Source organism: Paraclostridium bifermentans, from assembly GCF_019916025.1.
Taxonomy (GTDB): Bacteria; Bacillota; Clostridia; order Peptostreptococcales; family Peptostreptococcaceae; genus Paraclostridium; species Paraclostridium bifermentans.
In genome coordinates this window covers 2,988,817-3,002,195 of record NZ_CP079737.1, presented here as the reverse complement: position 1 = coordinate 3,002,195, position 13,379 = coordinate 2,988,817, and the positions used below count along the sequence as shown (strand labels likewise).

Genomic DNA, 13,379 nt, shown 5'->3' with positions numbered 1-13,379 from the left:
AATGGCTAAGTTTTATGGAATCGGAACAGGACCTGGAGATAGTGAATTAGTTACAGTAAAAGCAGTAAATACAATGAAAAAACTGGATATATTATACACACCAGAGTCAAAGAGAGAAGGAAGCAGTTTAGCATTAAGCATAGTAGAACAGTATTTGCCAGAACAGCTTAAAATCAAGCAAAGGCATTTTCCTATGAATTTTAATGATGGTGAAAAAGTAATTGCTTGGAATAGAGTAGCGGATGAAATTGTAGAAGATGTTAAAAATGGCAAAAATGTTGGGTTTGTAACTTTAGGGGATCCTATGATATACAGCACATACGTATATATAATGGAAAGACTTATAGACAAAATTGATGTTGAGACTATACCTGGTATTTCATCATTTTCAAATATTGCATCAAATCAAAATTTCCCGTTAGTCATGGATAAAGAGCCATTAATAATAGTACCATGCACTATAGATGAAGAAAAGATAGATTACGCTTTAGAAAACTACAGTTCAATAGTTTTAATGAAAGTGTATAAAAACTTTAAAAATATAGTTGATAAGTTAGAAAAGAACAATTTATTAGAATATTCTATATTAGTTAGTAATTCATCTCAAGAAAATGAAGTGGTGTATAATGATTTAAAAGAGATTGATTTAGAAAATAAAATATCTTATTTTTCCACGATTTTAGTAAACAAGGAGAATACTAAGGTAGGATAAATCTGGAGGATTTTATGGATTTTGCAGTAGTGGGAGTTAATCACAATAATACTCCTATAAACATAAGAGAAAATGTATCTTTTACAGATACACAAAAAATTGAAGGTATAAATTTTTTACTAGACAATGGAATAGAAGAAGCTATTATATTATCTACATGCAATAGAAGTGAAGTATATATATACTCAAATAATATTTTAGATAAGGTAGAAGTTGTAAAAAACTTCTACCAAGACTTTTTCGATGTAGAAAATATAGAAAAATTTTTATTTAATAAAACTGGAGAAGAAGCCATTAAGCATGTATTTAATGTTTCAGCAGGCCTAGATTCACTAGTTTTAGGTGAAGATCAAATTTTAGGACAAGTTAAAGATGCACATGATTTTGCAAGACAATTAGGTTCAAGTAAAAAAGTATTTAATAAATTATTTAGAGAAGCTGTAACAGTTTCAAAAGATATAAAAACTACAACAAAGATTTCACATCAACCATTATCTATAAGTTATATTGGAATCAAATGTTTGAAAGAAAAGATGGGATCTTTAGAAAATAAAAATGCTTTAGTAATTGGACTTGGAAAAATGAGTAAGTTAGCGATGAAACACTTAGAAGAAGAGCAACTAAATAACATATATGTGACTAACAGAAGTTATGAAAAATTAAAAAACATACAAGATGAATATAAAAATTTAATTCCTATTAAGTATGAAGATAGATATGAAGTCATGGACAAAGTAGATATAGTTATCAGTGCTACGGCATCTCCTCATACAGTGTTAAAGAAGTATGAAATGCCGAAAACTTCAAATAAGTTAATAATGATGGATATTGCGTTACCAAGAGATATAGATAAAAACTTAAATGAATTTGAAAATATTGAAGTTTATGATATTGACGATTTAAAAAAAATAAGTGAAGCAAATGACAAAAAAAGAAGAGAATTAGCATCTATTGGAGAATTAATTATTGATGAAAAGATAGAAGAATTTAATGAATGGTTAGATACTATAAAAATAGATCCAACAATACAATCTTTAAATGATAAATGTTCAGATATTAGAGAGGATACATTAGATTATATCTATAGAAAACTTGATTTAAATTGCAGAGAGAAAAAAATAATAGATAAGATGTTAACTTCTGCACTTAAAAGACTTGTAAGAGAACCAATAATAAATTTAAAGCAAATAAAAGATAGTGGAAAGCAAGAGGAATATATAAAAATAGTAGAAGAGCTGTTTGACTTATAATAAATATGGGCAAAAGGAGATTAGGTATGAAAGTTATAGTAGGAAGCAGAGGTAGCAACTTAGCTCTTACTCAAACTAATTGGGTTATAAATGAATTGAAAAAATTTCATCCGAATATAGAGTTTGAAGTTAAGATAATAAAAACTAAGGGAGACTTAATTCAAAATGTATCTCTAGATAAAATAGGCGATAAGGGCTTATTTGTTAAAGAAATAGAACAACAGTTATTAGATAAGTCAATCGATATAGCTGTTCACAGTATGAAAGATATGCCTTCAAGCTTACCTGAAGGATTAAAATTTGCAGGAGTACCTAAGAGAGAAGATATAAGGGATGTCCTAATTTTAAAAGAAGGATACAAATCTTTAGATGATTTGCCTAAAGGAGCTAAAATAGGTAGCGGAAGCAAGAGAAGAAAATATCAGCTTTTAAATCATAGACCAGACTTAGAAATAGTTCCTATAAGAGGAAATATAGAGACAAGAATGAGAAAGATTGAAGTTGAAAATCTTTGTGGTGTAATACTTGCAGCAGCAGGGCTTATAAGAGCAGGTCTAGAAGAAAAAATTACTTGCTACTTAGATGAAGATATAGTTATACCAGCGCCAGCTCAAGGAGCATTAGGAATTGAAATAAGAAAAGGAGACTCATCGATAGAAGATATATTAAGTTGTATAGCAGACAAGACTTCTGAGATACAAGTTGAAGCAGAAAGAGGATTCTTAGATGGAATAAATGGAAGCTGTCATATTCCAGTTGGAGCACACTGTAAAGTAGATGGTGAGGACATAGTCTTAACTGGATTATATGGAGATGAAGAAGGAAATAAAATTATAACGAAAACTATAAATGGTAAAGTGTCTCAAGCTAGAGAAGTAGGAATTGAGCTAGCAAAATTAATTTCGAAGGAGTTTAAGTCTTATGAAAGGTAAAGTATACTTAGTTGGAGCAGGACCTGGAGATTATAAACTTATGACATTAAAAGGAATGGAATGTATAAAAAAAGCTGATGTAATAGTTTATGATAGGTTGGCAAATGAAAAATATTTAAAAGAAGCAAATGAAAATTGCGAATTTATATATGTAGGAAAAGCATCTAGCAATCATGCTTTACCGCAAGATAAAATTAATGAAGTTATAACAAATAAAGCTAAAGAAGGTAAAACTGTAACTAGACTAAAAGGTGGAGATCCATATGTGTTTGGTAGAGGTGGAGAAGAAGCTGAATTCCTTTTAGATAATGGAATTGAATTTGAAGTAGTTCCAGGGATAACATCTGCAATAGGAGGTCTTTGTTACGCAGGTATACCTATAACTCACAGAGATTATGCATCTTCTTTTCATGTTATAACAGGTCATTTAAAAGATGATGAAAATGATGAACTTAATTGGAATGCATTAGCTAATAATGAAGGAACATTAGTATTTTTAATGGGAATTTCCAATTTAAAAAAGATAAGCAACAAATTAATCAAAGAAGGGAAGTCAAAGGATACTCCTGTAGCGCTTATAAGTTGGGCTACTAGATATAATCAAAGAGTAGTTACTGGAAGCCTAGAAAATATATATGATGTAGCTATGAAAGAAGGAGTTAAACCTCCAACTCTTATTGTTGTAGGTGATGTTGTAAGTTTAAGAGAAAAACTAAACTTCTTTGAGAAAAAACCTCTATTTGGAAAAAATATTTTAGTAACGAGAGCTAGAACTCAAAGTAGTAGTTTAGTTGCTAAGATAATGGATTTAGGAGGTAATCCAATTGAAATACCGACAATAAGAATAGAAAAAGTAGATGACAACAAAGAATTAGAAAATGAAATAAACAATATTTCTAATTATAATTACTTAATTTTAACAAGTCAAAATGGAGTTAATATATTTTTTGATAAGCTGGCTGAAATGAATTTAGATTTAAGAAAGTTAGCTAATATAAAAATATGTGCTATTGGCCCGGCTACAGCTAAAGAATTAAAAAATAGAGGGATAATAGCAGATATAGTGCCTGAAAAATTTGTAGCAGAAGCTATGTATGAGGAATTAAAAAATAAACTAAACAGTAATGATAGTATTTTAATACCAAGAGGTGCGAATTCAAGAGACTTTTTAATAGATAAATTAAGTGAAATATGTACAGTAAAAGAAGTACATACTTATAAAACTGAAATAGAAGATAAGTATAAAGAAGAAATAATAGCTTTGTTAAATGAAAATAATGTAGATTATATTACATTTACAAGTTCGTCTACAGTTTCTAATTTTATTGATATAATAGGAGTGGATAATATAGATAAACTAAAAAATACTAAAGTAATATCTATAGGACCTATAACTAGTAATACAGCTAAAGAGTTAGGACTTAAGGTTTATAAAGAGCCGACTAACTATACTATAAATGATTTAATAAATTGTATTATAGAAGACAAATAATTAATTAGGGGGAATTTACAATGTTAAGAAGACCAAGAAGATTAAGAAAAAGCGCTGCAATAAGAGATTTAGTGAGAGAAACGGTATTAAATGTAAATGATTTAATATATCCTTTATTCGTAGTAGAAGGAGAAAATATAAAAGAAGAAATACCATCTTTACCAGAAGTATATCATTTTTCTTTAGATAAACTAGAAGAAGAAATAAAAGAGATAAAAGACTTAGGAATTCAACATGTTATATTATTCGGTATACCAGATGAAAAAGATCCGTTTGGAAAAGAAGCATATAATGATAATGGAATAGTTCAAAAGGCTATAAGAAAAATAAAAGAAATAGATCCTGATATGTGTGTAACTACAGATGTTTGTATGTGCCAATACACTAGTCATGGTCATTGTGGTATATTAACTGAAAAAGGATATGTAGACAATGATCAAACTTTAGAATATTTAACTAAAATAGCTGTAAGTCATGCAAAAGCTGGAGCTGACATGGTAGCTCCATCTGATATGATGGATGGAAGAATTCAAGCTATGAGAGAAGGATTAGATGCACAAGGGTTCGAGACTGTAGCTATAATGTCATATAGCGTTAAGTATGCGTCTAGTTTCTATGGACCATTTAGAGATGCAGCAGGATCAGCTCCATCATTTGGAGATAGAAAAACTTATCAAATGGATCCAGCTAATTCAAATGAAGCGTTAATAGAAGCTGAACTTGATGTATTAGAAGGAGCAGATATGTTAATGGTTAAGCCAGCATTATCATACTTAGATGTAATAAGAAGAGTTAAAGATAACTTTGATTTACCATTAGTAGCATACAATGTAAGTGGAGAATACTCTATGTTAAAACTTGCAGTTAAAGAAGGGTTATTAAACGAATCAGCTATATATGAGGCTGTTATGTCTATAAAGAGAGCTGGAGCAGATATAATAATCACTTACTTTGCAAAAGATATAGCTAAATTAATTAGGGGGTAACACCAATGAGAAAAAATGAAAAGTCACTAAAAATATATGAAGAAGCAACTAAGTACATCCCAGGTGGCGTAAACAGCCCAGTTAGAGCATTTAAATCAGTAGGATTAGACCCTGTTTTTATAGATAGAGCAGAAGGATGTAAAATATATGATGTAGATGGAAATGAATATATAGATTACATATGTTCATGGGGACCACTTATGTTAGGTCACAGCCCAAAAGAAATAGTAGATGGAATTGAAGAAATTGTAAAAAAAGGTACAAGTTATGGGGTTCCAACAGCTATAGAAGTTGATATGGCTAAGCTTATAGTTGAAGCTTACCCTGCAATAGACCAAGTTCGTATGGTAAACTCTGGAACAGAAGCTACTATGAGTGCACTAAGAGTAGCAAGAGCTTATACTAATAGAAATAAAATATTAAAGTTTGAAGGATGTTACCATGGACATTCAGATGCGCTTTTAGTTAAATCTGGATCAGGAACTATAACATATGGAGTGCCAACAAGCCCTGGAGTACCAGAGGATGTTGTAAAAGATACTTTAGTAACTAGATATAATGATATAGAAGCTACTAAAGCTATGTTTGAAGAGCATGGTAATGAAATAGCTGCTGTTATACTAGAGACTGTAGCAGGAAATATGGGAGTTGTTCCAGGTAAAAAAGAATTTATACAATTTTTAAGAGATATAACTAAAGAATACGGAACAGTTTTAATCTTTGATGAAGTTATAACTGGATTTAGATTAGCTTACAACAGTTCAGTTGGATATTATGGAATAGAACCTGATATGGCATGCTTCGGGAAAATAATAGGAGCTGGACTTCCTGTAGGTGCATATGGTGGTAAAAAAGAAATTATGGATATGGTTTCTCCTGTAGGACCTGTATATCAAGCGGGTACTTTATCAGGTAACCCATTAGCTATGTACATGGGTAAAAAGAACTTAGAAATACTAAGAGATAGACCAGAAGTTTATAGTGAATTAGAAAGAAAAGCTATAAAACTAGAAGAAGGTTTAAGATCAAATGTTGAAAAACTTGGATTAAATTACACTGTAAATAGAGCTGGGTCTTTAGTTTGTTTATTCTTTGCAGAAGGACCAATAAATAACTATGATGATGTTACTAAGTGTAATGTACCTATGTTTAATAAATACTTCGAGGAGCTATTAAATAGAGGGATTTTACTTGCTCCTACTCAATTTGAGGCAATGTTCTTATCTAATGCTCATACAGATGAGATAATAGATGAAACTATAAAAGCTAGTTATGAAGCTTTAAAGGCTGCTCATAACTTATAATCAAAAGTGTTGAATAGAAATTTTCTATTCAACACTTTTTTTAATTTATAAACTTTTATAACTTCATAGCAATATTGTTTACACACATAGTTAAGTTTATAGTTTTTTTCTATATGTCTAATCAATAAAAATAGGAGTAAAAATGTATATCCTTTACATGTGATATTTTAAAATAGTATAATTTACAAATAAAGTTAGTATACTAACTATTTTTAAGGGCTTATAACATAAGGGGGATTTAACATGAAAAAAGACGTAAGAGGAATATTAAATTCATTTAAAGAAGGATTAGGGGCTATAAGTGAAACAAACCAAGAAAATGTAGAAGCATTTATGGGGCTTTTAAACTCTGGCTATAAAGAAGGAGCTTTAACTACTAAAACAAAAGAGCTTATAAGTGTAGCGATAGGTATATATAATCGTTGCGAGTATTGTATAGTTTGCCATACATATGCAGCATTAGAGCTTGGAGCTACAAGAGAGGAAATAATGGAAGCAGCTATGGTTGCAGTTGGGTTTGGAGGAGGACCTTCTATGGCGTATAGTGCTACTTTACTAAAAGATTGTATAGATGAGTTTGAAAAAGATTTTATTTAATATAAATATATTAATATAATAAATAGTTACTAGTTAGGCGTATTTCTATAATAAAAATAGAGGTACTCCTTTTTGATTGTAGAAATAAACATATTAAAGTTATTTATTTTTGTAATTAAAAAGGAGAAGTATTTATGGAATTAAAGAAAGATTTAGTAGAACAATATTTGAATAAGTGGCAAGATATTCTTAGAATTAGAGATTGGGATATTAAAATTGAGTTAGTTGATAAAGAATGGAGAAAAAGTGGAGATATAAAGATAGATAGAGATGTAAAACAAGCTGTTCTTATGATAAATAATTTCAACAGAAAACATACTAACTTAGAAGCTTTAGTAATTCACGAGCTCATACATCTTAAATTATGGGGTATGGATCAAATGATAGAATCGCTAGTTTATAGTGTTTTTGGAAAAGATGAAAGTGATCCTAAATTTGAATTTGCATATACTCAATTTATGCAAGAACTAGAGAGTACGGTTGAAGACTTAACTAAAGCGTACGTATATACAGGGGCAGAAGATAAAGAAATATCGTTTGGAAGAGTTCAAAAAGAGGTAGAAAAAGAAGTAGGTGGTATATAATAGTAATAGACATTAAAAGAATAGAAAGGAATTATAAAATGAACTATCCTATCATGGTGAACTTAGATTGTAAAGAGATAACAATTATCGGAGGTGGGAAAATAGCTTATAGGAAAGCAAAGAACTTTATTGATTTTGGATATAAGGTTAAGGTTATATCTTTAGACTTCGATGAAAGATTTAAAGATATAGAAAATAAAACTGAACTAATAAGAGATGAATATAAAGAAGAATATATAGAAAATAGTTTTATTGTTGTTGCAGCTACTAATAATAGAGATGTAAATAAGTCTATAGGCATGTATTGTGCTGAAAAAAATAAACTTGTAAATGTAGTAGATGATCCAACATTATCTAGCTATATAGTGCCAGCTACCATTAAAAGAGGAGATCTTATTATAGGAGTATCCACTTCAGGAAAAAGTCCATCATTAGCATCGAAGATAAAAAAAGATTTAGAAAGAGTTTATGATGATAGTTATGAAGAATATATACAATTACTAGGGGAATTAAGATGTAAAATCTTAAAAAAATATGATGATCCAGTTAGAAAAAAGCAATTACTAAATGAAATTATAAATTTAAACATTGAAGAACTAAAAAAATATACAGTTTAAAAATGTTGAAATTTGAAGGAAGAAGAGGTAATTTCATATAAAATAAATAAAAATATAGAAAAAAGTTTTTAAAAAGTATTGACGTTATTTTCAAATGATGGTAAAGTATTACTTGTCCTTAAGAAACGGACGAAACACAAAAGAGAAAATGAACTTTGAAAATTAAACAGTAGGTTAATTATAAAAATTCTTTTTTAAAGAATTAAACACAAACAACCAAGCCAGATATTCAGATAATGATTAGCTGAGCGATGGACAACTTTTTAAATTATATTTGAGAGTTTGATCCTGGCTCAGGATGAACGCTGGCGGCGTGCCTAACACATGCAAGTCGAGCGATCTCTTCGGAGAGAGCGGCGGACGGGTGAGTAACGCGTGGGTAACCTGCCCTGTACACACGGATAACATACCGAAAGGTATACTAATACGGGATAACATATGAAAGTCGCATGGCTTTTGTATCAAAGCTCCGGCGGTACAGGATGGACCCGCGTCTGATTAGCTAGTTGGTAAGGTAATGGCTTACCAAGGCAACGATCAGTAGCCGACCTGAGAGGGTGATCGGCCACACTGGAACTGAGACACGGTCCAGACTCCTACGGGAGGCAGCAGTGGGGAATATTGCACAATGGGCGAAAGCCTGATGCAGCAACGCCGCGTGAGCGATGAAGGCCTTCGGGTCGTAAAGCTCTGTCCTCAAGGAAGATAATGACGGTACTTGAGGAGGAAGCCCCGGCTAACTACGTGCCAGCAGCCGCGGTAATACGTAGGGGGCTAGCGTTATCCGGAATTACTGGGCGTAAAGGGTGCGTAGGTGGTTTTTTAAGTCAGAAGTGAAAGGCTACGGCTCAACCGTAGTAAGCTTTTGAAACTAGAGAACTTGAGTGCAGGAGAGGAGAGTAGAATTCCTAGTGTAGCGGTGAAATGCGTAGATATTAGGAGGAATACCAGTAGCGAAGGCGGCTCTCTGGACTGTAACTGACACTGAGGCACGAAAGCGTGGGGAGCAAACAGGATTAGATACCCTGGTAGTCCACGCCGTAAACGATGAGTACTAGGTGTCGGGGGTTACCCCCCTCGGTGCCGCAGCTAACGCATTAAGTACTCCGCCTGGGAAGTACGCTCGCAAGAGTGAAACTCAAAGGAATTGACGGGGACCCGCACAAGTAGCGGAGCATGTGGTTTAATTCGAAGCAACGCGAAGAACCTTACCTAAGCTTGACATCCCACTGACCTCTCCCTAATCGGAGATTTCCCTTCGGGGACAGTGGTGACAGGTGGTGCATGGTTGTCGTCAGCTCGTGTCGTGAGATGTTGGGTTAAGTCCCGCAACGAGCGCAACCCTTGCCTTTAGTTGCCAGCATTAAGTTGGGCACTCTAGAGGGACTGCCGAGGATAACTCGGAGGAAGGTGGGGATGACGTCAAATCATCATGCCCCTTATGCTTAGGGCTACACACGTGCTACAATGGGTGGTACAGAGGGTTGCCAAGCCGCGAGGTGGAGCTAATCCCTTAAAGCCATTCTCAGTTCGGATTGTAGGCTGAAACTCGCCTACATGAAGCTGGAGTTACTAGTAATCGCAGATCAGAATGCTGCGGTGAATGCGTTCCCGGGTCTTGTACACACCGCCCGTCACACCATGGAAGTTGGGGGCGCCCGAAGCCGGTTAGCTAACCTTTTAGGAAGCGGCCGTCGAAGGTGAAACCAATGACTGGGGTGAAGTCGTAACAAGGTAGCCGTATCGGAAGGTGCGGCTGGATCACCTCCTTTCTAAGGAGTAATTGCCTACTGTTTAATTTTGAGAGCTTATTGTTCTCAAAATTAGTACTTAATTGTACTTTAGTACTTTGAAAACTGCATAACATTTAGTGATGATTAAATAAACCAATTATAAGAGAAGAAAACTCTTCAAAAAATAACACTTTTAATAACTGGTCAAGTTATTAAGGGCGCAGGGCGGATGCCTTGGCACTAAGAGCCGATGAAGGACGCGATAAGCTGCGATAAGCTTCGGGGAGTTGCACGTAAACTTTGATCCGAAGATTTCCGAATGAGGAAACTCACTTAGAGTAATGTCTAAGTATCATTAAGTGAATACATAGCTTAGTGAGGGGAACCCGGGGAACTGAAACATCTAAGTACCCGGAGGAAAAGAAAGAAATTCGATTCCGTAAGTAGCGGCGAGCGAACGCGGAATAGCCCAAACCAGTGAAGTTTTCTTCGCTGGGGTTGCGGACACATCATCAACAAAGAGGTATCGTAAACGAAGAGAGTTGGAAAGCTCCGCTATAAAGTGTAATAGCCACGTAGTTGAAACGAGAAGACTTTAGATGTGATCCAGAGTACCACGGGACACGTGAAACCCTGTGGGAAGCAGGAGGGACCATCCTCCAAGGCTAAATACTACTTAGTGACCGATAGCGCATAGTACCGTGAGGGAAAGGTGAAAAGAACCCCGGGAGGGGAGTGAAATAGAACCTGAAACCCTGCGCTTACAAGCTGTGGAAGCACTTTATATGTGTGACCGCGTACTTTTTGTAGAACGGGCCAACGAGTTACGATAGTAAGCTAGGTTAAGTACTTAAGGTATGGAGCCGTAGTGAAAGCGAGTCTTAAATGGGCGTTAAGTTTGCTGTCGTAGACCCGAAACCGAGCGACCTATCCATGAGCAGGATGAAGCGAAAGTAAAATTTCGTGGAGGTCCGAACCCACGAGCGTTGAAAAGCTCGGGGATGACTTGTGGATAGCGGTGAAATTCCAATCGAGCTCGGAGATAGCTGGTTCTCCCCGAAATAGCTTTAGGGCTAGCCTCAAGGTTGAGAAATACGGAGGTAGAGCACTGAATATCCTAGGGGGCATTGCGCTTACCGAAGATTATCAAACTCCGAATGCCGTTATTTTATACTTGGGAGTCAGACTGTGGGTAATAAGATTCATAGTCGAGAGGGCAACAGCCCAGATCGTCAGCTAAGGTCCCTAAATGTAAGTTAAGTGGTAAAGGATGTGGGATTGCATAGACAACCAGGATGTTGGCTTAGAAGCAGCCACTCATTTAAAGAGTGCGTAATAGCTCACTGGTCGAGTGATCCTGCGCCGAAGATTACCGGGGCTAAAACTTACTACCGAAGCTACGATATCATTTATGATAGGTAGGGGAGCTTCCTATGCAGGCTGAAGCATGACCGTAAGGACGTGTGGACAGTATAGGAGTGAGAATGTTGGCATGAGTAGCGAGACGTGGGTGAGAATCCCACGGGCCGTAAACCCAAGGTTTCCAGGGGAAGGTTCGTCCGCCCTGGGTTAGTCGGGACCTAAGCCGAGGCCGAAAGGCGTAGGTGATGGACAACAGGTTGAGATTCCTGTACCACCGATAATCGTTTGAGAGATGGAATGACACAGTAGGATAAGCTAACCACACTGTTGGTTATGTGTGGCTAAGTACTGAGGCAGTCAAGGCAGGCAAATCCGCCATGATAATGCTGGGGTACGATGGGGAGCGAAATTAAGTAGCGAAGTAGCTGATTTCACACTGTCGAGAAAAGTTTCTATCGAGATTAAAGGTGCCCGTACCGCAAACCGACACAGGTGGGTGAGGAGAGTATCCTAAGGCCAGCGAGAGAACTGTTGTTAAGGAACTCGGCAAAATGACCCCGTAACTTAGGGAGAAGGGGTGCCACGTTAGGGTTAACGCCCGAGGTGGCCGCAGAGAATAGGCCCAAGCGACTGTTTACCAAAAACACAGGTTTCTGCTAAGTCGCAAGACGATGTATAGGAGCTGACGCCTGCCCGGTGCTGGAAGGTTAAGGGGATCTGTTAGGATTTATCCGAAGCAGTGAACTTAAGCCCCAGTAAACGGCGGCCGTAACTATAACGGTCCTAAGGTAGCGAAATTCCTTGTCGGGTAAGTTCCGACCCGCACGAAAGGCGTAACGATTTGGGCACTGTCTCAACAACAGACTCGGTGAAATTGTAATCCCGGTGAAGATGCCGGGTACCTGCGACAGGACGGAAAGACCCCATGGAGCTTTACTGTAGCTTGACATTGAATTTTGGTGCTACATGTACAGGATAGGTGGGAGGCTATGAAATCGGGACGCCAGTCTCGGTGGAGCTATCCTTGGGATACCACCCTTGTAGTACTGAGATTCTAACCAGATACCTTGAATCAGGTATTGGGACACTGTCAGGTGGGCAGTTTGACTGGGGCGGTCGCCTCCCAAAGAGTAACGGAGGCGCTCAAAGGTTCTCTCAGCACGGTCGGAAATCGTGCGTAGAGTGTAAAGGCAGAAGAGAGCTTGATTGCAAGACATACAGGTCGAGCAAGGACGAAAGTCGGACTTAGTGATCCGGTGGTTCCGCATGGAAGGGCCATCGCTCAACGGATAAAAGCTACCCTGGGGATAACAGGCTTATCTCCCCCAAGAGTCCACATCGACGGGGAGGTTTGGCACCTCGATGTCGGCTCATCACATCCTGGGGCTGTAGTAGGTCCCAAGGGTTGGGCTGTTCGCCCATTAAAGTGGTACGCGAGCTGGGTTCAGAACGTCGTGAGACAGTTCGGTCCCTATCCGTCGCAGGCGTAGGAAATTTGAGGAGACCTGTCCTTAGTACGAGAGGACCGGGATGGACGTACCTCTGGTGTACCAGTTGTTCTGCCAAGGGCATGGCTGGGTAGCTATGTACGGAATGGATAAGCGCTGAAAGCATCTAAGCGCGAAGCCAACTTCAAGATAAGATTTCCCACCGTAAGGGTAAGATCCCAGGAAGACTACCTGGTTGATAGGTCGGAGGTGTAAGTGCAGCAATGTATGTAGCTTACCGATACTAATAGATCGAGGACTTGACCAAGATTATTTAATCTTATAAATGTTATTCAGTTTTTAGAGTACTAATTCAAAATATA

The 13,379-nt window shown here is 36.5% G+C and carries 9 protein-coding genes and 2 rRNA genes; all 11 read left to right on the top strand.

The annotated features are described in order from the left end of the window. Nucleotide 1: 1 nt before the first annotated feature. The 11 genes from KXZ80_RS14475 (at nt 2) to KXZ80_RS14425 (ending at nt 13,324) form a co-directional block, all read left to right on the top strand. Complete coding sequence (locus tag KXZ80_RS14475; protein WP_021431541.1) at nt 2–712, top strand: cobalt-factor II C(20)-methyltransferase; 711 nt, start codon at nt 2–4, stop codon at nt 710–712. A gap of 14 nt (nt 713–726) precedes the next feature. Continuing rightward, nucleotides 727–1,962 carry a glutamyl-tRNA reductase gene (gene hemA, locus KXZ80_RS14470; RefSeq protein WP_021431542.1) on the top strand — a complete coding sequence of 412 codons (1,236 nt, stop codon included), beginning with the start codon at nt 727–729 and terminating at the stop codon, nt 1,960–1,962. Nucleotides 1,963–1,988: 26 nt separating this feature from the next. Continuing rightward, nucleotides 1,989–2,894 (top strand): hydroxymethylbilane synthase, encoded by a 906-nt coding sequence (gene hemC, locus KXZ80_RS14465; RefSeq protein ID WP_021431543.1) that lies wholly within the window; start codon nt 1,989–1,991, stop codon nt 2,892–2,894. Further along, complete coding sequence (cobA, locus tag KXZ80_RS14460) at nt 2,884–4,386, top strand: uroporphyrinogen-III C-methyltransferase (RefSeq protein WP_021431544.1); 1,503 nt, start codon at nt 2,884–2,886, stop codon at nt 4,384–4,386. The genes hemC and cobA overlap by 11 nt, the downstream gene beginning before the upstream one ends. 20 nt (nt 4,387–4,406) lie before the next feature. Continuing rightward, nucleotides 4,407–5,372: a porphobilinogen synthase gene (hemB, locus tag KXZ80_RS14455; protein WP_021431545.1), complete on the top strand. Its 966-nt coding sequence runs from the start codon at nt 4,407–4,409 to the stop codon at nt 5,370–5,372. Nucleotides 5,373–5,377: 5 nt separating this feature from the next. After that, entirely contained in the window at nt 5,378–6,676 is a 1,299-nt protein-coding gene (hemL, locus tag KXZ80_RS14450) for a glutamate-1-semialdehyde 2,1-aminomutase (protein ID WP_021428147.1), read from the top strand. Nucleotides 6,677–6,919: 243 nt separating this feature from the next. Next, nucleotides 6,920–7,273 carry a carboxymuconolactone decarboxylase family protein gene (locus KXZ80_RS14445; RefSeq protein ID WP_021428159.1) on the top strand — a complete coding sequence of 118 codons (354 nt, stop codon included), beginning with the start codon at nt 6,920–6,922 and terminating at the stop codon, nt 7,271–7,273. Nucleotides 7,274–7,407: 134 nt separating this feature from the next. Further along, nucleotides 7,408–7,857, top strand: coding sequence for a hypothetical protein (locus KXZ80_RS14440; protein WP_021431546.1), 450 nt, complete (start codon nt 7,408–7,410; stop codon nt 7,855–7,857). Nucleotides 7,858–7,895: 38 nt separating this feature from the next. Beyond that, entirely contained in the window at nt 7,896–8,474 is a 579-nt protein-coding gene (locus KXZ80_RS14435; protein WP_021431547.1) for a precorrin-2 dehydrogenase/sirohydrochlorin ferrochelatase family protein, read from the top strand. Between the two features lie 270 nt (nt 8,475–8,744). Continuing rightward, a 16S ribosomal RNA gene (locus KXZ80_RS14430) occupies nt 8,745–10,246 on the top strand. Nucleotides 10,247–10,409: 163 nt separating this feature from the next. Next, nucleotides 10,410–13,324 (top strand): 23S ribosomal RNA (locus KXZ80_RS14425). Together the 16S and 23S rRNA genes form the textbook arrangement of a ribosomal RNA operon. Nucleotides 13,325–13,379 lie beyond the last annotated feature (55 nt).